The sequence below is a fragment of the Priestia sp. MDV22-iso46 genome (assembly GCF_058629175.1).
Genome location: NZ_JBZVWT010000001.1, coordinates 1,735,370 through 1,755,882, shown reverse-complemented (window position 1 = coordinate 1,755,882; position 20,513 = coordinate 1,735,370). Strand labels below are relative to the sequence as shown.

Genomic DNA, 20,513 nt, shown 5'->3' with positions numbered 1-20,513 from the left:
ACGATAAAAGAGCTAAAACAAGTGTGAAATATTTCTTATTTTCGGTGCTTTTTATAGTGTGTGCGTATAGAAGAGGCTCATACGAAAAAAAGCCGCTTGGGCTACAGCGGCTATGTTGCTTGTTTTGAGGCAACGACTATCGGAAATTTTATTTTAATGGAAAGAGTTAAATCGTGATACGTATATTCCAAGCGTCCGTGATAGTTGGAAACAAGTTCAGAAATGATCCACGTGCCAAGGCCTTCGTGGCGTTCTTTCTTTTCTGTAACATGAAAAGAAGTAAACAAGTGATCTTGACGCTCTCGTGATAAAGGAGCGGTAGAATTGCTGACTTCTAAAATGTAAATGCCACTTCGAATCATACTCGAAACAGTTATCTCTTTTTTCTCAGAAGAATGAGCGGCTTCTAAAGCATTATGCAGTAAATTCATGATGAGATTCATTTGGTCAAGGTGCTTTAAAGGCAGCTGTGATAACGGTGAATCTAATTGAACATTCATATGTATTCCCCACGTATGTGCTTGATTCTTGCATTGATGTACAACAGAAGCGACGTGCGAATGTTCACCTTGAATATATGAATGGGTATCATTCAAAGCTTCAACGTAATCTTGAATGTACTCTTGTGCCTGCTGTCTTTGATTTGTTTCTAGAAGATAGGATACGGCACTGACATGTTTGATAAAATCATGTCTTTCAGCCCTTAACGCTTGAAAAAGCTCATTGTTCTTTTGAATTTCACGCGAAGCACTGCTTTCCCGGTTGGTTACAAATATGTATTGTTGATAAGAAGAAAACATGTCGGTCATGTAACCAATCATTGCGATAACGGTTAGGCCAATACTAAAAGGTGAAGATAGGCTAAATAAAAGCAGGAAAAAAGACGTGATTACGATTGCTTTTTTTATATTTATTAAAGGAGCCGTTTGATATTTCTTTCTCCATATAAAAAATGAACCAATTATAAAAGAACTAAGTAGGAGATGTAAACTAACAGGCAGGTCTTTAAAAAAGAGGAGCACGAAAACAGTTAGTAAAACTAGTGTGTAAAATAGTTTCATTTTAGATAGTCCCTCCTTTAAAAGTATTCTTTTTGCAAGATGTCTAAATTTGTTTTCGTGATTAAAGCTGTTTTTTCGGTGCTTTGAAACATCACTGAGTAGGAGTGCTTAGTATACAGGGAGAAATTTTGAATATAGGAAATGTTGACGATAAAAGCTCGATGAGACCTTAGAAAATGACTCGCTGTTAATTCTTTTTCAATTTCGTTTAATGATTGATAGGTACTAAACTCTCCATTTGTCGTTATGATTGTGGTAGAGCGACCCGTTCGTTCTGCAAATATAATATCTTGTTTGTTCAGCACCTGCATTTCGGTTTTTTGTTTTAAAATAAGCTTATCTCTTGTGTCAGTTGATTGTTTTTTTTGATGAAAACGCTGAATGCCTTTTAACAGACGCTCTTTAGAATAAGGCTTCATAATGTAGTCTAAAACGTTGAGTTCAAATGCATGAACGGCAAAGCCGCTGTGCCCAGTGACAAAGATGACTTGAATATCAAGTGCGTAAGCATTGATAAAGTCTGCAAGCTCATAACCTGATAGCTTTGGCATTTCAATATCTGTAATTAATAAATCAATTTCATTTTTTTTAATTTTGTTATAAGCTTCCTCTGCGCTGTTAGTCGAAAAAAGTATGTCTATATCATCTTCTCTTTCTAAAGAAATCCTCAATTTCTCTAAATCATATGAATGATCGTCCACTAATCCTACCTTCATAAATAAAAACCCTCTTTGTTTCATTCTATTGGATATTACCACACTATTTTACCATGATTTGCAAGATGGAAAGGACGTTTCGCGACATAAAAAACCCTCTTTATGACAAGATGGAAGATGCTGTATGAAAAATAAGCTAAGATATAGTCAATCACAGTAAAAGGGGAGAGCGGATATGATTGAAATCAAAGGTGTTACGAAATATTTTAAAGAGAAAAAGCAAACAATTGCAGCTGTTCAAGATATTCATGTAACCATCGCACAAGGAGAAATTGTAGGGCTATTAGGTGAAAATGGAGCGGGGAAAACAACTCTTTTACGTATGCTGTCGACTGTACTTGAACCATCGGAAGGTAATATGTTCATTCACGGAATTAACATTCATAAACAGCCCGATAAAATAAAACAAAGAATTGGCGTGCTTTTTGGCGGTGAAACAGGCTTATACGACCGTTTGACCGCTCGTGAAAACTTAGCTTATTTTGCCAAGTTTTATGGCATGAGCAAACATGAAACAAAGATAAGGGTTGAGGAACTGGCCAAACGTTTTGGAATGAAAGACTACTTGGATCGCCGCGTCGGAGGCTTTTCAAAAGGAATGCGTCAAAAAGTAGCCATTGCACGCACTATTCTCCATAACCCGGACGTTATCCTATTTGATGAGCCGACTACAGGATTAGATATTACATCGGCAAACATGTTTCGTGAGCTTATTAAAAGTCTGCAAAGGGAAGGAAAAACGATTATTTTTTCCAGTCACATTATGGAAGAAGTGGAGATGCTGTGTCAGTCTATCATCATGATTCATAAAGGGAAAATGATTTATCAAGGAACAAATGAACAGCTTTATAAAGAAGAGGAAAGCACAGATTTAAACTACATCTTTATGTCGCGTATCGTGAGGGGGGCTTAATATGATTTGGCATATTTATAAAAAAGAGTTAATTGATTGTTTGCGAGATCGCAAAACGATTATCTTTAGCGTGTTGATTCCAATTTTATTAAATGTAGGGATTATCTTTTTTGCCGACAAAATGATGGCTAGGGATCAAACAGATTCCATGTCTGTAGCTGTTACAAAGAATTCTGATGCCAGTGTGATCGACTGGTTAAAAAACGATGACAACATTAAAGTAATTGAAAGTAAAAATCCACTCAGCGCTGTAGAACAAGGGAAAGCGTTAGCGGCGTTAAAGATACCAGGTGATTTTTCTTCAGAAATGCGTAACATGAAATCGCCAGAAGTTACTGTTTATATTGATTCATCCAGTATGAACTCAGGCGCTACGGCGGATTATATACAAAATATATTGAATAAACATCGAGAAGCTATAGTTAATGAACGTTTAGGTCAATTAAATGTCAATAGTCAAACGATTGCTCCGTTTAATGTGGTTGAAAAAGGAGTGTCTAAGGAAGATGATGGCTCTTTAACTATGATTGCGATGTTTGCTCCAATGATTATCATTATGGGCGTTTTAGGTGGTATTCTTCCTTCTGCAAATGATATCTTTGCAGGTGAAAAAGAACGAAAGACGATGGAAGCTTTATTGATGTCTCCTGTCAAAAGAACTCAATTATTGGTTGGGAAATGGCTGACTATCTCTACATTCGGTATCATAAGCGGCCTTTTGTCGACATTGGCCTTTGTTTTGTCTGTGCGTTATTTAACAAAGGTATTAAATAATGCACTGCAGCTTAAGGGGCATTTTACAACCTTTATTTTCTCATTTTTAGTTAGTCTTACTTTACTAGCGCTTCTAGGAGCTATGGTATTATGCATTCTTAGCCTTTTAGCAAGTTCGGTCAAAGAAGCGCAAAGCTACACATCCCAGATTATGATGGTAGCGATACTTCCATACTTTTTACTGATGGGAAAGTCCGTACACGAACTGCAGCCAAGCGGATTCTTAATTCCTATTTATAACGTATTTGCACTTATGAAACAGCTTCTCTACGGTGTCTATGACATGCAGAGTCTTGCCTATACAATAGGAAGCTTGTCGGTTTGTACAGTTGTTTTATTTACGATTGGTTATACGATGTTTAGCAAAAGCCGCTGGGTGCTTGGTAAAGGGTAAGAGGCTGGGACAAAAGTAGTTTAGTTGAAGGAAGATCCGAACGATGAGTCGAGGTTCTTGATAAAGAATCCAACTCGTTCGGATTTTTTCATTGTTATGATTATCATGTATGTAGATGCTTCTAGCTGTTGATTGGAGGGAAAGACGGAGGCTCACCGGCCACCCGCGGAAAGCGAAGTCTTGCCCAGAAATCAACAGCGGCGTAACAAGCGATTCATAATATCCCATTTATCGGTCTCTAGATTGAATTGATTTAATTATGTCTCAGCCTTTTTGTAGGGAAATAGAGCTTAAAAGAGAATGTAGAAAGAAAGGAGAGTGAAACAGTTGTATCCTATTATAGTAGAAGAAATTCCTCATTCGATAAAGAAGTATGTAAAGCAAATCGAAAAAGTAACGTTTCCAAAGCAAGGGTGTACATCGGATGTTGGGATCCTTCATACCCCTAAAGGGAGATGTGTTTTAAAGCGGGCAAAAAGGGAAAAGTACAGAAAATGGTTATATAAGGAATATTATGTATTAAAAAATATACAGGCACTGGCGGACTTTCAAAGCCCGAGTGCTTACAAATTCGTTCAAACAGCTGTTATTGACTGGAGCGGAGGAACTTGCGGAGATGCTCGTTATGATATGGCGCTTGCTGTGCGCTTTGAAGACGGAATCTTTACAGGTAAAGAACGCGCGGCTTTTTTTAATGGATACGGCAAGGGGATTTCACAGGGCGAATTTTGTTATTTTGCAGAAGGTTTATACGAGTTTTTCTAAGGAATAATGACATCATTTTCTTCATTTGTTGAACGTCCACTTTCTTTGACGAATTCATACTAGTTTTGTCACGTATGAAGGGATTTAAAGATTTCTCTCGAAATGGCTAGTAAATGAAAAAAATGGAGGGATGGAACATGACGATGAAAACGGTAGATGTGGCAAAGTCGCTGGGAATACATCCAAGTACGGTATTAAAATGGGTCAAAATGGCGGATATCGAGCTAGAGAGAAATGAATCAGGACACTGTGAGTTTACAGAAGAAAATGTTGAAGCACTTAGAAACTTCCAAAAAAACCGCAATCGTCAAGCCGTCGTCAAAGTGGTAGAAAAAGTAGTAGAAAAAGAGGAAGTCGTTATATCTGATGAACGTACGCAAGACATGCAAAAGCAGCTGGATCAGCTTTTTTTAAGGCTGATTGAAAATGAAAAGCGTACAGAAGAAAAAGCGGGAGAAGTAGTTACCTTTCAAATTTTAGAGCATCGTTCAGAAATCGATCGATTAAATAAAGTTATTACGAAATTAGAAAATCGAGTAGTGGAACTTGAAAGTCAGTTGAAAAGTGAAGATAGCTTAAAAGGTAAAAAGCCTGTTCCAAGATGGAGAAGCTTTTTAACCGGTATTTTTAGCTATTAGCAGCGATTTATCATAACGGTAAATCGCTTTTTTTTATGGAATTTTATGAAAAATACATCAATTCGTACAGATTTGTGGAAAAAAATCTCAATAATAGTTGACGAAACGCTTAGTAATTTGATAAAACTAATTAAGTTAAGAAAGTGAAATACTTTCGTAAATACATATTCGTTATCATCCGATAGCGTTAAGGGGAGTGACAAGTGAAAAAAAGAGAAGAGCTCGTTCAAGAAATGGAGACGCTGTTTCGCTTTGTGTTCAGACAGCTTCGCCAAGAAATTAATGAAGTATACAATTCAGAGCTATCAACAAATGAATTTATGGTGCTTCGTATGCTGGTTGATTCCGGCAGGCAGCGATCAACTGATTTATCAAAGTATCTTCAAGTGTCAGCAAGCCACATTACGGCAGTAACCGACTTGCTTTTATCAAAAGGCTACATTGCACGCAAACGGTCTGAAAACGATCGGCGTATTATTGATATTGAACTGACCGAGGAAGGACAGGATATTTTTAATGCTATTCAAGAGAAGAAACGAGCCTATTTCCTTGAGCGTTTTGAGCACTTTACAGATAAAGAAATTGAAACGGTAAATAAACTGTTTCACAAAATTAAAGGCGATCAAAAATAAAGCGCTTTAAATACGGAAGAATAATCAGTGAGTATGAGCTTCACTGATTATTTTTTTGTTTTAAAACGCAAAGAGTATAAAAGGCAAGTTAGTTGGTGAGAACATAAAATCAGCGTATAATAATAGAAAGAACACATGAAGGAGGTCATCTTTTTGACAGAACAATATGAAGTAGCAACTTTTGCCGGCGGCTGTTTTTGGTGTATGGTGAAGCCATTTGACGAACAGCCAGGCATTATAAAAGTTGTATCTGGCTATACAGGCGGTCACAAAGAGAACCCGACGTACAAAGAAGTATGCTCAGAAACAACGGGCCATTATGAAGCGGTCCAAATTACATTTGACCCAGAAGTTTTTCCATATGAAAAGCTTTTAGAACTATACTGGCCTCAAATTGATCCAACGGATGCAGGCGGACAATTTGCCGATCGAGGAGATTCATATCGAACAGCTATCTTTTATCACAATGAACACCAAAAGACACTAGCTGAAGAATCTAAGCAACAATTAGAAGCAAGCGGCCGTTTTTCTGAGCCGATTGCTACACAAATTCTACCGGCAAAACCGTTTTATGAAGCGGAAGAATACCATCAAGGTTACTATAAGAAAAATAAATTCCGCTATGCTATGTATCGACGCGGGTCTGGACGTGATCGTTTTATTAAAGAAAACTGGAAAGACTTTGGACACGACGAGCAGCTGAAAACGACATTAACGCCTATTCAATATGAAGTTACTCAAAATGACGCAACGGAACCTCCGTTTCGCAATGAATTTTGGGACCATACAGAAGATGGTATTTATGTAGATATCGTATCAGGAGAGCCGTTGTTTAGTTCAACTGATAAATATGATGCCGGATGTGGATGGCCGTCTTTCACAAAAGCGATTAATAAAGATGAAGTAAAAGAAAACATGGACGTTAGTCATAATATGGTTCGTACAGAAGTACGAAGCAAAACAGCGAACTCTCATTTAGGTCATTTATTTGATGATGGTCCGCAAGATGCAGGCGGCTTGCGCTACTGCATCAACTCAGCGGCTCTTCGCTTTGTTCCGCAGGAAGATTTAGAAAAAGAAGGATACGGGGAATACGCTGTTTTATTTAACAAATAAAATAATATGAAAGAAAGAGCGTGATTCAACTTAAAGTTGGCTCACGCTCTTCTTTTGGTGCTTTCTTTTGTTTTATTTTGGCTCGAATAAGGCTATAGAGAAAAAGGAAAGGAATGTAGCCATAAATAAAGTAAAAGCCGGTCATGGATAATCGTGTATTAAGCTGATCGATGGTTTCTCTATCATCAAAGAAAATAGAAAAGCCAAGAAGAGCAATAAGAACTAATATGAGAAAAATCGTAGGCGGCTTATTAAATGTTTTACTAAATCCACGAATTGTACACCATACGCTGACAGCAATAGTAGGAAGAACGACTAAAAGCCACAGAGAAATTAAAATATATTCAAAACGCTGTAAAAATGGGATTTCAATAATTTTAGCCATTGTTAAAGTTGGCCAGATGGTATGGCCTAACTGTCCTTGACTAAAGTAAGCAAATGATACTAATGCTGTGCACAAATATAAAAAAGTACTGAACAAAACGCCATATTGCCCCCACTTCTGACTAGTAGCGCCATTTTTTATAAATGGATAGAAAAAAAGCACGGATTCAAATCCCAAATTCTCAAAGGTCATCATTTTAGTTGAAATTAAAAATTCCCATATTGTGTGGTCAAATAAAGGAAATAAATTATTAAGGTGCCCATACTTTAACGGATAGAGTAAGGCAAATACGAGCGGCAAGGGAAGCATGACTCCAAAAAAGGCAATTCCAGTAATCACACGAAACCCACCGGAAACTGTGTAGTAAATAATAGGCAGGTATACAAGTGATACGACCCATGTTTCTAACTGTGGAAACATCCATATTTGCAAAATCTCTACATATGTTCGGTAAATCGTTAATGCAAAGATAAAATAATAAATGGAAGCGGCAAGGGTTAAAGCCCCTCCAAGGTATTTTCCAAAATATAGCCGGTGAATATCAATAATATCGCTGTTTTCACGGGTTAAAATATTAAAAATCATTGCCAATAAAATACAGGTGCTGATCGCTGCAAGGATGATAGATATCCATGCTTCATATCCGGCACCTTTAATAATATAACGCTGAAATCCTAGTATTCCAACGCCAATCTGAGTAGAGTGAACTAAGAAAAAAAGAAAAGAAGGGGAAACTTGATTTTCTTCTTTAATTGTATTGTGCATCTTTTCTTCCTCCTAGTTGCTAATACCGGTTTGAATAAGATGAACGCGAGCTTTTACTTCAATATTCATATCCGGATATTGCGATTTGAATTTTTCACTGTTAAACCCGCGTGTTTTACTTCGAACATAATCTGTAAAACAAATGGGATCGATTTTGTGCTGCTGAAGCTTCTTAATAAAGGCATCCCCATCTTTTTCAATATCTTTTTGAAGCATTTTTTCAACCATTTTAATACTAGCCGGGTCTGTTAAATCTATCCATCCGGGAAACTCTTTTACAAGGCCGTCGACAGTTAAGTGTGCAACAATACTTGGATGTTGATGATTTCCTTTAATTTCATACTTTGTTTTGGTGCGCAAGTTTTGAAGAATGATCTCGCCCTTACGGTCACTCTCTTTAATTTTTACTGAGTAGCGGCCGTGCTTTGTTCCGCTTGTTAGCAGCTTAAATAAAAACGTTTCTTTCATTCCGATAGTTGTAACGACTTTTTGTTCTTTAAATAGCGCCAGGCCTTTTAACTTAATGGCATCCTTTTCCTGAGCTAAAACAGGAAGGTACGGGTCGCGGTCGTCACTAAAAAAACTAAATAAAAAAATTTGTAAATTGGTGTTAGGTAAATTTTCTGTGCGGATATTTTGTTCGATTAAATTAGAAATAAACTGATAGTCCTTAATTTTCTTTTTGGTAACGGAACTCAATAATTCATGTGCGTTGCCATCTACAATGCTTAATTTAATATTACGTCCAAGGTCTGGATTTCTAGCAATTGTGTTTACTAATTCTTCCACGCCATGTGTTGCAAATTCTTTTCCCATGACGATGCTCCTTAACTGCCCAAAAGCGACCGGAAGAGATGATTTATTGTTTAAGCGAAGTGGAATATCAAACGATGAATTAGCAGTAGCCGCAATGATACTTGGCTCTTCCGTTGGGCCGTATTTATAGATAGGGTATAAAATGGTTCCTCTGACTTTATTGCTTTGAGGAATATAATCATATCCTATGGAGTTAACTACTTGAATTTCGTCAATCGTTTCACGGTCTGCACAGCTCGTTAAGAAAGTAAGGCAAGTGCATAAAATAAGTATTCTCTTCATGACGTTTCCCCGCTTTACTCATTATCTAAATTACTTTTTCGTCTAGTCTTATTCGCTTTATTAGGGTTATAGCGAAAGCGTTCTAAAGGACGCAAGTAACTTGGACGCTTTGCTGTATGACTATAGGGCAATCGCAAAAAGGTATCCCTATACTCTGTTGGACGAAACGGAAAAAGCGGAACAAGATAAGGCATGCCCAAAGATTTTAAACGAAGCAAGTGAACCAGCAAGAAGCAAAAGCCAAAGGTGATGCCGACTAAACCAAACGCAGTAGCAAACAAAATAAACGGAAAACGTAATAACCGGATGGTATTAGACATTTTAAAAATAGGCGTTGTAAAAGAAGCTAAAGCTGTCAGTGAAACAATAATAAGCAAAATATTGCTTGTTAACGCCGCTTCGACTGTTGCTTGCCCAATAACAATCCCGCCTACGATTCCCAGCGTTTGACCTACTTTTGTTGGAAGCCTGGCTCCAGCTTCTCGAAGCAGTTCAATGGTGATTTCTAAAAAAAGTACTTCGATGACCGGTGGAAAAGGAACGTTTGTCCTTGAAAAAATAATAGGACCCAGCAAATCTTTTGGAAGCATCTCATAATGATACGTAACAATGGCTACATAAAGAGGCGTAGCAAAAATAGAGAAAAAGACGCCCAAAATACGAATAACCCGGAAAAATGACCCTAGAACCCACGGTAAATAGTAGTCTTCAGGTGAAATAAAGAAGTCAAGCAATGTTGAAGGTCCCGTAACTGCGTAGGGTGAACCACTCGAAAAGAAGGCAACTTGCCCGTTTAACAGGCTAAACAAGACTCGATCAATCCGCTCTGTTGTTAAAAAAAGCGGAAACGCCGTAGAAGAATTATCGGAAATTAATTGATCAAGCATTGTACTATCAAAAATGACATCGAAATCTATATCTTCAAGGCGCTGGGTCATGGTGTCTACGTGCTGAGGGTTCGTTACGCCTTCTAAGTAAACAAGCACCACGCGCGTTTTCGATTTATTTCCTACGGTGAGTTCTTTAAAAATAAGGTTTTCGGAAATGACCGTTTTTCTCATTAAATAGAGATTGACATCTAAATCCTCTACAAAACCAATTTTAGGACCAACGACGCTGAACTCATTTTCTGTTTCGTTTTCTTTTCGAAACCCCGTATCAAAGCTTTGAACTTTAATAAGAGCTACTAGCTTATCGTCTTTATGCAGTTGAAACATTACATAGCCGCGCAGCATCTTTTCTAAAATTTCTTTTGTATCTTTTGTGACTGAAATATCTTCAATTGGCAGAACATTTTCAACTTCATATATACTGCTTAACGTGAAATCTAGTTTTTGAAAAGGCTCAAGTATTTTATCTTCAACACTTTGCATGTTTACGAGCTGTTTAAAATAAGTAATGATGTATTTTCGGTGCTGCGAGCCAATGGCTAATGTTGTAAAATCACTTGATTTTTTAAATTGGTTAATCAGTTCATCCAATGATTTTTTGGGCTGATCGTCTGCATTTTTTCTTTTAAATAAATGTTTAAACATAACCGTGCCCCTCGCTTGACTTTCTATTACTGGTAGTTTGTTCATGTACTTCCTTTTTATTCGACTATTTTTTCTTAAGAAGAAAGGAAGAATATAAAGACAAACTTTACACTCTTTTACAGCAGATAAACAGTGGGTTTACGTTTGAATGGTAACTTTAGACATGTCGAAGACAATTAAATAAAGGAGCGGGTATATTTATATGAAGAAAAAATTAGCAGGTATTACACTGGCAGGAGCAGTAGCATTGGCCTCGTTTGGTGTAGGAAACTCACTTATTCAAACGGAAGCAAAAGTGGAGCATAAGTCAGCTAAGAAACCTCAAAATGTCATTATGATGGTAATGGACGGGACGAGTTCAAATGCTACTACACTCGCAAGATGGTACAAGGGAAAACCGTTACATATGGATCAGCTGATGGCCGGGGGAGTACGTGCGTATTCGGCAGAATCTGCTATTACAGATTCCGCTCCGGCAGCTACTGCTTTAGCAACAGGAAATAAATCAAATTCAGGTTATGTAGGTGTGCTTCCTTCAGTAGTGAATACACCTGGGGTTAAATCCGTAGAAAAAGAAGATCAATTTCGTCCCGTAGCAAACGTTCTAGAAGGAGCAAAGCTTTCAGGGCGCGCGACAGGAATTGTGGCTACTTCTGAAATCCAGCACGCCACACCAGCTGGTTTTTCAGCCCACAACTATAGCCGTGATGATTTTCAAACGCTAGCGGAGCAGCAAGTGTATCAAAACATTGATGTAGTGCTTGGAGGAGGTAAGCAATCTCTTCTTCCAGGAAAAGAAGAAAAAAGCCGGAAAGACGGTGAAAACTTAGTCAATGTATTGAATAAAAGAGGATATGACTTTGTAGAAAATAAAAAGGAATTAGAGCAGTCACGTGCCAAAAAAATCTGGGGGAGCTTCGCCGACCGAGACTTAGCCTATGATATGGACCGACCGCAGACAAAAGCAGAACAGCCAAAGTTGTCCCAGATGACAAATAAAGCAATAACAACACTATCCAAAGATAAAGACGGTTTTTTCTTATTTGTTGAAGGAAGCAAAACCGATTGGGCAGCTCATGCAAATGATCCAATAGGAATGATTAGCGATGTACTAGCGTTTGATGAAGCAGTGGGCAAAGCAGTAGAGTTCGCTAAAAAAGATGGAAATACGATGGTTATTGCGATTGCCGATCACGGAAACAGCGGTCTTTCAATTGGTAATGCAAATACAACAAAAGGATACGATACCACACCTGTTTCTGCTTATATTGATCCATTAAAAAAAGCAAAAATGACGTTAGAAGGTGCTACGTCTAAATTAAAAGAAGATTTATCAAATAAAGAAGAAGTAGCTGCTTTGTATGGTTTATCAAATCTAACTTTAGAGGAAAAAGCGCAGCTGACTAAAGCAAGAAATAAAAAAGAAATCAGTGCTACACTATCGAAGTTATTAGCCAACCGAGCAAACCTTGGATTCACAACAGGCGGTCATACGGGTGAGGATGTATTTCTGTATTCATACGGCGTAAATCGACCAACGGGGCACTTTGATAATACGGATATTGCCAAACATATGGCTAAATCAATGAATATTAACTTAAATGAGTTAACAAATGAATTATTTATTGAAGCGAATAAAGCTTTTAAAGGCTCAAAGGTAGCGGTTGACTCAAAAGACAAAAACAACCCTGTGCTGGTTGTTACAAACAATAAGCGAACGGTGCGTTTCCCAGTAAATAAAAATATTGCTATTGTAAATGGAAGAGAAATTCAAATGGACAGCGTAGTGGTACAGGATAAAAAGAATCGCTTCTTTGTATCGAAACAAGCACAGCAAATTGTAAAAAATGAAAAATAAGAAATGAATGCAAAACAGGCCGGGTTATAACTTTAGGCCTGTTTTTTTACAAATAATAGCTGGTTAATTAGGTTATGTAGCCGTTATAGAGGAATGAAGCTATTTATTTTACAAATAAATAGCTTTGAACACTTAAAGAAATGGAAAGTCTTCACGTTTAACTATATGTGATTTATACTATGAAATGGTATAATAATCATAGTTTTAAAGGGAACTAGTTCGGAATACATATGTAAGTTCATAACTTTGTATGCTAAAATTTTTATAATAAAATGAATAAAAAATACATAAATTCTTTTGGATGAAATCACAAAGTCAAGGTTATTAAGGACATTATGTAAGAAATTACCTTGAAAAAAAGTAAGAAATTAATAAAAGTATAGGTGAAAGAGCGTGCCGCCTTTATCGAAAATGTTAAATAAAGATTTTGGCATGCTGATTTACAGATTATAAAAAGGGTATTAAATCATTGTTAGGAAAATAAATGATAATAGATAAACGGTTTTTATGTCTTCTTCTAGAAAACCAACAATTATTGCAATATTCCCCATGAACAATCGTTGTGCGTTCCATTAACGATTACCGTCCGTGTAGATCATTCATCTCAACATAAAAACACTATAACTATGTGTAGACATGCATAAACCAGAATGGGCAATAGTTCGTACTATACTTTAACATTGTATCCTAGGGGGAGTCAGGATGAACAAAATTAACTTAATTATTGCCGATGATAACGAAGATTCGGTTGAAATTTTAGATTATTTTATAGAACAGCTTCCGGAATTTGAAGTGATTAGCATCTGCAAAGACGGAGAGCAGCTTGTACAGGAAGTGATGGCTAAGAGTCCAGACCTTTTGCTCGTCGACATTAATATGCCTACGATTAACGGTGTAGATGCAATAAAAAAGTGCCTGCGCATTAAGCCGAATTTAAACTTCATTTTTATCACTGGTTATGATGAATTTGCGGTGAAGGCATTTGAGTTGTCAGCATTGGATTACATTGTAAAACCGATTGAAAAAACAAGGCTTTATATGGCGTTAGAGCGGGCAAAAAACTCCATTGGAATTGATAGAAATCAGTCAAAAAAGCCAGGTGAGCAATTAAAAAGACTGCCTGTAAAATTTAATGGATCTACTTACTACATTCCAATTGATCAAATTATTTTTATCGAAAAATCCGGAAAAAAATGCTTGATCTATACTCAATCACGTGTCTATGAGACATATGAAAATATTAGTGATATCTATACGTATTTGAACCCTTCTGTATTTAGTCAAACACACCGGTCTTATATCGTGAATTTACAGAAAGTTTCGCACATCACACCAAAAAACGAAACATATCTTGTTTATTTCTTAGAAATTGATGAATATGCTCATATCTCAAAATTAAAAATCCAAGACGTTCAAAAACAGCTGCATCAGTTAATGATGAATTAAGAGATGGTGCTGCTTCTAAAATAGCTATGCTGATGAAAGGACGAAGCTTATGTAAGTTTCGTCTATTTCATGTGTCTGCTTTCGGAATAAATGATCGTAATATAGTTCTTATGAGGAGAGTTAGATAGAAGAAGTAACGTTGAAGTGAAAGGAAAGAAAATGATTTCAATTACTGGTCACTATAATGAATTTACCGTATTTCTTGCTGTCATTGTAGGAATTCTTGCCTCTTATACAGCACTTGATATTATGAGTAAAATGATGAAAAAACAGCGGAACAATTATTTATGGCTTACCCTGTCAGCGGCTTCAATGGGAATTGGAGTGGGGGCGATGCACTATATTGCGATGCTTGCTTATTATGTGCCTGTTAGCTTTCATTTTAATGCTGTACTTTCTGTCATTGCTTTAATAATAGCGATTAGCGGATCACTAGGTGCGTTTTGGACATTTTGGAAATGGGGCACGTCGGTATGGTCAGGGCTCATTTTGGGAAGCAGTATTCTGGGTACACATTATATCGCCATGGCAGCAATCGAAACAGAAGCACACATCCATTATACCGTGCTATCTGTTTTGCTTTCCATCATCATCGCCCTGGTCGTTGCATTTTATGCGATGCACTTGTTTTTTCGTTCGAAAAGCGTGAAAGCTAATCCGTTTCTCAAACTTGTTAGCTCAATTTTGCTGGGCATTGGAATTTCAGCTATGCATTTCATCAGTATGTATGGAATGAAGTTGCATATTGAACACTCAGTTGTCAGAAGATGGGGCCAGTGGCTGCCTTATCAAGCGCCATTTTCCAATATGATTGCAAGTATCACGATTACGCTACTCATTGTCTTTCTGCTCGTTGCTGCTTTTAAGCGCCAGGAAGAAGTGAGGGATAGTCAACTAAAAGAAGAGTATTATCAATCTCTTTTTAACTACAATCCCAATATTGTGTGTGCGGTTGATTTGTACGGCAATATTCAAACGATTAATCCAAAAGGAATAGAACTAACAGGATACACGTTGCATCAAATGGAGAAAATTCCGTTTCCCTATATGTTTAGAGAAGCTGAAAAAGCTGAAGAATATATGTGGAAATCCCTGAGCGGAGACTCTGTTTATTATGAGGCAACGCTCATTCGCAAAGATAATCAGCCTGTATATGTTGAAGTAACGCAAATGCCTATTATTGTTCATGGTCAAATTAAAGGCAGTTACGTCATTGCCAAAGATGTGACAGACCGAAAAAAGGCGCAACAGCAGCTTCTGGATTTACAAGAAGATTTAAAACGCACGCTTTCACAGCAAGATGGCGCTATTTTTAAATTTGTGAAAAACGATGAAGGGTATATTCATACCATGTGCGAAGGCAAAATGATTCGTGAAATGGGATATGAGGAAATAGATGTTGTCGGTAAAACACTTGAAGAATTTTTACCTGAATCCTACGCAAAAGAAAATAAGGAGTACTATGAGAAAGCATGGGCGGGAGAGAAAGTATCGTATGAAGTACTTTTGAACGATTTTGCTTACTATACGAAGTTAATACCTCATATTTACAAAGGAGAAGTAAAAGAAGTTATTGGTTCTATAGTAGATGTTACCGATCTTCACGAAGCAAGAGAAAAGCTGGCTAAAAGTGAAAGCATGTATCGCTCCGTTCTTTCTACGATGTCAGAAGGGGTTGTGTTTCATGATCTTGAAGGAAACTTAATTGCTGCTAATGCGTACGCTGCTAAAATCTTAAACGTGCCTTATGACCAAATATTATCGGTTAACCCGTTTGGTTTAGACTGGGAAATCATTCATCCTGACGGCACACCTTTTGCACTGGAAGACATTCCATCTGTTCGATGTCTTCGTACAAAAGAGCCTGTGCGAAATACAGTTATGGGCATTTATTTAAATGAAAAAAAGTTGACTTGGCTTTCGGTGAATGCTGAACCTCTTCAAGAAAGCAAATATTATAAAGGCGTAGTTGTCACGTTTTATGATATTACAAAACAGCAGGAACAAGAACAAGATTTGCTTCATTCTAATCAGCAAATGATTATAGCAAAAGAAGAAGCTGAAAAAGCAAATCAAGCCAAGTCTGAATTTTTATCAAAAGTAAGCCATGAGCTTCGTACGCCTTTAAACAGTATTTTAGGTTATGCACAGATATTGGAAGAGCAAGGGGAAAAAGATTTAACAGAAAAACAATTGAATCGTATACGAAAAATTTTAAAAGCAGGTAATCATCTTCTTTATTTGATAAATGAAACGCTTGATTTATCGAAAATTGAATCAGGTCACTTAGCGATTAACCTTGAACCGGTGTCGGTAAAAGAGGCGATTGAAGACGCGCTTAAAATTATGAAACCATTAGCAAAAGATAAGCATAGTATACTTTATACTCGCTTTCATGCATACCAAGAAGTCTTTGTTGAAGTAGATGAACTTCGGTTTCAGCAGATCTTATTAAATCTGCTTACAAACGCCATTAAATATTCGCCCGCTTATCGCGATATCACTATCTATACCGAGATCACTCAGCATCACGTAACCATATTGATTGAAGATAGGGGCTTTGGAATTCCAGCTTCAGAATTGAATCGGATTTTTGAGCCTTTCTACCGTGTAAATAGACTAGAAAAAGACGGAACAGGGATTGGATTGGCGCTTGTAAAGCAGCTTGTTGTATTAATGAATGGTACGTGCGGAGTGCGAAGTGAAGAAGGAAAAGGCAGTACATTTTGGGTGCGTTTTCCCTTAGTACATCCACCTGTTCCTAAACGATTATCCAGTGAAGGAGAAGCCGAGCCGTTTTTAGGTTTTTCCGTGCCGACATCAATTGTATATATTGAGGATAACGATACAAATATTGAGCTTATGCAATCGATTCTTTCTCCATATAAAAACGTTAAGCTTTTAGTTGCCAAAACAGGAGAAAACGGCATCGGGCTAATCAGGTCCATTTCACCGGATATGATCTTAATTGATATTGATCTGCCTGATATGAATGGTTTTGAGGTATGCACACAGCTGCAGCTAGAAAAAGAATTGAAGCATATTCCGCGAGTCGCCCTGAGTGCAAGCGCGATGCAAAGCGATATTGATCAAGCTTTTTTAGTCGGCTTTAGTGAATACGTAACAAAGCCTATTCATATTTCAACGTTTTTGAATGTATTAAAACGCTTAACAAAAGCTTAACAAAAGTTTAGAGGGCTTTTAATTGACTTATTAGTGAACCTTTTATAAAATAAAAACAACTTAATACATTTACTTCTTACGGAGTAAAGGGGAGTAGCGTCAGGGAAACCTGAAACAAAGTCGTCATTACATGGAGTATTCCATCGGCTTTGTTGGCATAATGATTATGCTTAGCAAGACCTTTGCCATATTTGGCAAAGGTCTTTTTGTGTTTTATTCCGGTAATGAGGATAAATAAACTTATATAAAGAAACGAGAGGGGATTTTTATGGATGCATCGCTTTTGTTAGAGTATGGATGGGTATTGCTAGTTCTGGTTGCATTAGAAGGAATTTTGGCGGCGGATAATGCTCTTGTGATGGCCATTATGGTCAAACATTTACCGGAAGAAAAACGCAAGAAGGCATTATTTTACGGACTAGCCGGTGCCTTTATTTTTAGATTTGGTTCATTGTTCTTGATTTCATTTTTAGTCGACGTATGGCAGCTTCAAGCTATAGGAGCCATTTACTTGTTGTTCATTTCCATTAATCATATTGTGAAGCGATATGTGAAAAAAGACGATCATGAAAAAGTGAAAGAAGCAGACGAGAAAAAGGGCTCAAGTTTCTGGATGACGGTTTTAAAAGTAGAAATAGCAGACATTGCTTTTGCCGTTGATTCAATTTTGGCCGCTGTGGCTCTCGCCGTTACATTGCCAACAACAGATCTTCCTCAAATTGGCGGACTCGATGGGGGACAATTCTTGGTGATTTTCGCCGGAGGAATTATGGGATTAATTATTATGCGTTTTGCTGCAACTTGGTTCGTCAAGCTATTAAATACGCGCCCAGGCCTAGAAACGGCGGCTTTTGCTATTGTAGGGTGGGTAGGGGTTAAGTTAGCCGTTTATACCCTTGCTCATCCGGAGTTAGGTATTATTAATGAACATTTCCCTGAATCAAAAGTGTGGAAAATTACGTTTTGGATTGTGTTACTTGCCATAGCAGCTTCAGGCTGGTTTCTATCTAAAAATAAAGAACAAACTGATCTTGAAGGCTCAGAGAAAGAAAAAGAATCGTTAAAAAAAATTGAAAATCAATAATAAAAAACGCGCCTTCAATGCTAATTGAAGGCGCGTTTTTTATTATTGAGACAAAATGCCTAGTTTAGATTGTTTAGATAAAGGGTAAAAGAACTAACTACTGTTTAATTACTTTATATCCGAATGTTTTGCTTTTTCGTTCATATTCTGTAGAGAACAGAAGCAGCCGTGAGTAATTCAGTTCAATGAAGTTTATTTCAGTTTATAAACATATATTTCAAATGTATGTTAATTGGTAAAATTGAGCTATTATGGGTTATAATAAAGGGAAATTAAGAGGAGCAGAGCGCTTCTAAACCCTGTTCGTCATCAAAAGAATGGATATTAACATGGTATAAAGTAATTGAGTATAGTAAAAGAGGTGAAGCCAATGCTCACAAAAGTTCAAACGCCTCCATCGCTTGAAACGATTGTACTGACGATTCAGCAAGGGGATAAACAATTACATAACGAAATGATTCAACAATATAAACCGTTTATTGCTAAAGTTGTTTCAGCTGTATGTAAACGTTATATAAGTGAAGCTGACGATGAATTTAGCATTGGTCTGATTGCATTTAATGAAGCCATTGAAAATTACACAATCCAAAAAGGCAGATCCCTTCTTGCATTTGCGGAACTTATTATTAAAAGAAGAGTAATTGACTATATTCGAAAAGAAAAGAGAAATCAAACGCTGCTCTATAACCGAATTGAAAATGAAGGTTTTATTCAAGGTAAGGTAGAAAGGGATATATCGCTTTCTAACTATAAAAGGCAAAGTGAAACTTCATATATTCAAGAGGAAATGACTTATTTTTGTCAGACGCTAAAATTGTTTAAATTAACTCTTGAAGACATTATTAACACGTCTCCTAAACATAAGGATGCAAGGGGAAATGCAGTGGAAGTTGCATCCTTTATCGTCAAGGAAAAAGAATTAAAAGATAAGCTGTTTTTAAAGCGGCAGCTTCCTATTCGCTTGATTGAAAAACATGTGAAAGTGAGCCGGAAAACAATTGAAAGAAACCGTAAATATATTATCGCGATGGTTATTATATTAGCGGGGGACTACGTGTATTTAAAAGACTATATTATGTAAGAAAAAGGCACACGCAGGTGCCTTTTTTAGCCATGTTATGAAATTATGTTTTATTTTTGTGTGCTGCCGCTTAAGTGAGCTTGAGCTTGTTGCACCAAGCGTTTTGTGATTTCTCCGCCTACTGAACCGTTGCTGCGTGCAGCAGTGTCAGAACCTAGAGTTACCCCAAATTCTTGAGCGATTTCATACTTATATTGATCTAAAAATTGTTCTACACCTGGTGTTAATAGTTTATTTGTTCTAGCCATGATTAGTCATCTCCTTTTTTAGTGGTACAGCAGTTTACTGCTGTACCTGTATTATTTGTTGTTTCCTATTTTGCATACTGGTAATGGTTTGCAAGAAAGTATAAAAAAGCCCAGCTTTCAAAGAAGCTGGGCTTTTTTATATATTATTTTACAACTGCATATTGCTCAAGAGACTGAGCAAATGACTTTTGAAGAGATTTTACTTGTTCTACGTATGCATCAGATACGTGTTGGAATTCTTGGCGTGTTTTCTTTTGCTCTTCTACTAATTGTGTTACTACTTGATGATATTGTTCTTGAGCTTGCTTTACTAAAGAATAGCTTGATTTGCTTTGGTTAAGAGAAAGCTCTTGTAATTTATTTAATGCTTCATGCGTGCGGTTTGTCCATTCTTCATAAGAATCGGCAACAGCGTTTCCAGCTGTTTTACGTAAGTTTTCAACTGTTTTTTGTTGAAGATCTTCTAATTCAGCTTTCCATTGTTTGTCTGTTGCTTGAAGTTGTTCAACTGCTTTTGTTACAAATTCTTGCTGTTGCTCAAGTGCTTTTAACGTCCATTGCTCAATTTGTTTGTTTCCTTCTGCAATGTTTTGTAACCCCTTTGTCCATTGTTCCCACATTGCATCAATTACTGTATCATACTTTACTGTTGACATAATCAAATTCCTCCTTGAATAATTTGGTCTGGCGAACAGTTATCGTAATGAACAAAACGTTAAAGAAGAAATTCGTAGTTGTGTGATAAACCTAACATTCCGCGCTCGCTGGTTGACCGTGAAATTTAACATTATATTAGGAAACGCAGATGTACTGCGTGAATC

Annotated in this window: 18 protein-coding genes and 1 riboswitch; of the genes, 11 read left to right on the top strand and 7 right to left on the bottom strand. The window is 37.0% G+C overall.

Annotated features, from left to right (window positions below; all coding sequences use genetic code 11):
• Positions 1 to 110 precede the first annotated feature (110 nt).
• Positions 111 to 1,061, bottom strand: coding sequence for a sensor histidine kinase (locus AC4NPH_RS09000; protein ID WP_053486999.1), 951 nt, complete (start codon positions 1,059 to 1,061; stop codon positions 111 to 113).
• A 17-nt stretch (positions 1,062 to 1,078) separates the two neighbouring features.
• A complete protein-coding gene (locus AC4NPH_RS08995; protein WP_063670924.1) occupies positions 1,079 to 1,777 on the bottom strand; it encodes a LytR/AlgR family response regulator transcription factor in 699 nt (232 codons plus the stop codon).
• A gap of 175 nt (positions 1,778 to 1,952) precedes the next feature.
• On the opposite strand from AC4NPH_RS08995, the gene AC4NPH_RS08990 reads away from it, so the two are divergent.
• The 6 genes from AC4NPH_RS08990 (at position 1,953) to msrA (ending at position 7,009) form a co-directional block, all read left to right on the top strand.
• Complete coding sequence (locus AC4NPH_RS08990; protein WP_013055919.1) at positions 1,953 to 2,690, top strand: ABC transporter ATP-binding protein; 738 nt, start codon at positions 1,953 to 1,955, stop codon at positions 2,688 to 2,690.
• Position 2,691: 1 nt separating this feature from the next.
• On the top strand, positions 2,692 to 3,858 hold the full coding sequence (locus tag AC4NPH_RS08985) for an ABC transporter permease (protein WP_491938690.1): 1,167 nt from the start codon (positions 2,692 to 2,694) through the stop codon (positions 3,856 to 3,858).
• A 318-nt stretch (positions 3,859 to 4,176) separates the two neighbouring features.
• Complete coding sequence (locus tag AC4NPH_RS08980; RefSeq protein WP_257205796.1) at positions 4,177 to 4,623, top strand: aminoglycoside phosphotransferase family protein; 447 nt, start codon at positions 4,177 to 4,179, stop codon at positions 4,621 to 4,623.
• 137 nt (positions 4,624 to 4,760) lie between these two features.
• Complete coding sequence (locus AC4NPH_RS08975; RefSeq protein ID WP_013055922.1) at positions 4,761 to 5,261, top strand: MerR family transcriptional regulator; 501 nt, start codon at positions 4,761 to 4,763, stop codon at positions 5,259 to 5,261.
• Positions 5,262 to 5,464: 203 nt separating this feature from the next.
• Positions 5,465 to 5,893: a MarR family winged helix-turn-helix transcriptional regulator gene (locus AC4NPH_RS08970; protein ID WP_013055923.1), complete on the top strand. Its 429-nt coding sequence runs from the start codon at positions 5,465 to 5,467 to the stop codon at positions 5,891 to 5,893.
• A gap of 153 nt (positions 5,894 to 6,046) precedes the next feature.
• On the top strand, positions 6,047 to 7,009 hold the full coding sequence (msrA, locus tag AC4NPH_RS08965) for a peptide-methionine (S)-S-oxide reductase MsrA (protein WP_098812597.1): 963 nt from the start codon (positions 6,047 to 6,049) through the stop codon (positions 7,007 to 7,009).
• A 25-nt stretch (positions 7,010 to 7,034) separates the two neighbouring features.
• On the opposite strand, the gene AC4NPH_RS08960 is transcribed toward msrA, so the two are convergent.
• From AC4NPH_RS08960 to AC4NPH_RS08950, 3 genes are read right to left on the bottom strand one after another with little or no spacing between them, the layout of a single operon-like run.
• The gene (locus AC4NPH_RS08960; protein ID WP_098812598.1) at positions 7,035 to 8,159 is read right to left on the bottom strand and encodes a GerAB/ArcD/ProY family transporter; all 1,125 of its coding nucleotides are present in this window, start codon (positions 8,157 to 8,159) and stop codon (positions 7,035 to 7,037) included.
• Positions 8,160 to 8,171: 12 nt separating this feature from the next.
• Positions 8,172 to 9,257: a Ger(x)C family spore germination protein gene (locus tag AC4NPH_RS08955; protein WP_013055926.1), complete on the bottom strand. Its 1,086-nt coding sequence runs from the start codon at positions 9,255 to 9,257 to the stop codon at positions 8,172 to 8,174.
• Between the two features lie 14 nt (positions 9,258 to 9,271).
• Positions 9,272 to 10,792, bottom strand: a complete 1,521-nt coding sequence (locus tag AC4NPH_RS08950; RefSeq protein ID WP_029325067.1) for a spore germination protein — start codon at positions 10,790 to 10,792, stop codon at positions 9,272 to 9,274.
• A gap of 202 nt (positions 10,793 to 10,994) precedes the next feature.
• On the opposite strand from AC4NPH_RS08950, the gene AC4NPH_RS08945 reads away from it, so the two are divergent.
• From AC4NPH_RS08945 to sigI, 5 genes are all read left to right on the top strand, one after another.
• A complete protein-coding gene (locus tag AC4NPH_RS08945) occupies positions 10,995 to 12,650 on the top strand; it encodes an alkaline phosphatase (RefSeq protein ID WP_098812599.1) in 1,656 nt (551 codons plus the stop codon).
• Between the two features lie 702 nt (positions 12,651 to 13,352).
• On the top strand, positions 13,353 to 14,096 hold the full coding sequence (locus AC4NPH_RS08940; RefSeq protein ID WP_013055929.1) for a LytR/AlgR family response regulator transcription factor: 744 nt from the start codon (positions 13,353 to 13,355) through the stop codon (positions 14,094 to 14,096).
• Positions 14,097 to 14,240: 144 nt separating this feature from the next.
• The gene (locus AC4NPH_RS08935; protein WP_098812600.1) at positions 14,241 to 17,279 is read left to right on the top strand and encodes a PAS domain S-box protein; all 3,039 of its coding nucleotides are present in this window, start codon (positions 14,241 to 14,243) and stop codon (positions 17,277 to 17,279) included.
• 76 nt (positions 17,280 to 17,355) lie between these two features.
• Positions 17,356 to 17,451, top strand: a riboswitch (yybP-ykoY riboswitch).
• 96 nt (positions 17,452 to 17,547) lie between these two features.
• Positions 17,548 to 18,363, top strand: a complete 816-nt coding sequence (locus AC4NPH_RS08930) for a TerC family protein (RefSeq protein WP_013055931.1) — start codon at positions 17,548 to 17,550, stop codon at positions 18,361 to 18,363.
• Between the two features lie 370 nt (positions 18,364 to 18,733).
• Entirely contained in the window at positions 18,734 to 19,444 is a 711-nt protein-coding gene (gene sigI / locus AC4NPH_RS08925; protein WP_097813247.1) for an RNA polymerase sigma factor SigI, read from the top strand.
• Between the two features lie 50 nt (positions 19,445 to 19,494).
• Here the strand turns inward: sigI and AC4NPH_RS08920 are convergent, their stop codons facing one another.
• Positions 19,495 to 19,692: an alpha/beta-type small acid-soluble spore protein gene (locus AC4NPH_RS08920; protein WP_013055933.1), complete on the bottom strand. Its 198-nt coding sequence runs from the start codon at positions 19,690 to 19,692 to the stop codon at positions 19,495 to 19,497.
• Positions 19,693 to 19,835: 143 nt separating this feature from the next.
• Positions 19,836 to 20,348 carry a polyhydroxyalkanoic acid inclusion protein PhaP gene (phaP, locus tag AC4NPH_RS08915; RefSeq protein WP_013055934.1) on the bottom strand — a complete coding sequence of 171 codons (513 nt, stop codon included), beginning with the start codon at positions 20,346 to 20,348 and terminating at the stop codon, positions 19,836 to 19,838.
• Between the last annotated feature and the right edge of the window lie 165 nt (positions 20,349 to 20,513).

Coding starts and splice junctions, on each gene's coding strand:
- AC4NPH_RS09000 (WP_053486999.1), bottom strand. CDS start 1,061: ATGAAACTATTTTACACACTAGTTTTACTAACTGTTTTCGTGCTCCTC.
- AC4NPH_RS08995 (WP_063670924.1), bottom strand. CDS start 1,777: ATGAAGGTAGGATTAGTGGACGATCATTCATATGATTTAGAGAAATTG.
- AC4NPH_RS08990 (WP_013055919.1), top strand. CDS start 1,953: ATGATTGAAATCAAAGGTGTTACGAAATATTTTAAAGAGAAAAAGCAA.
- AC4NPH_RS08985 (WP_491938690.1), top strand. CDS start 2,692: ATGATTTGGCATATTTATAAAAAAGAGTTAATTGATTGTTTGCGAGAT.
- AC4NPH_RS08975 (WP_013055922.1), top strand. CDS start 4,761: ATGACGATGAAAACGGTAGATGTGGCAAAGTCGCTGGGAATACATCCA.
- AC4NPH_RS08960 (WP_098812598.1), bottom strand. CDS start 8,159: ATGCACAATACAATTAAAGAAGAAAATCAAGTTTCCCCTTCTTTTCTT.
- AC4NPH_RS08955 (WP_013055926.1), bottom strand. CDS start 9,257: ATGAAGAGAATACTTATTTTATGCACTTGCCTTACTTTCTTAACGAGC.
- AC4NPH_RS08950 (WP_029325067.1), bottom strand. CDS start 10,792: ATGTTTAAACATTTATTTAAAAGAAAAAATGCAGACGATCAGCCCAAA.
- AC4NPH_RS08945 (WP_098812599.1), top strand. CDS start 10,995: ATGAAGAAAAAATTAGCAGGTATTACACTGGCAGGAGCAGTAGCATTG.
- AC4NPH_RS08940 (WP_013055929.1), top strand. CDS start 13,353: ATGAACAAAATTAACTTAATTATTGCCGATGATAACGAAGATTCGGTT.
- AC4NPH_RS08930 (WP_013055931.1), top strand. CDS start 17,548: ATGGATGCATCGCTTTTGTTAGAGTATGGATGGGTATTGCTAGTTCTG.
- sigI (WP_097813247.1), top strand. CDS start 18,734: ATGCTCACAAAAGTTCAAACGCCTCCATCGCTTGAAACGATTGTACTG.
- AC4NPH_RS08920 (WP_013055933.1), bottom strand. CDS start 19,692: ATGGCTAGAACAAATAAACTATTAACACCAGGTGTAGAACAATTTTTA.
- phaP (WP_013055934.1), bottom strand. CDS start 20,348: ATGTCAACAGTAAAGTATGATACAGTAATTGATGCAATGTGGGAACAA.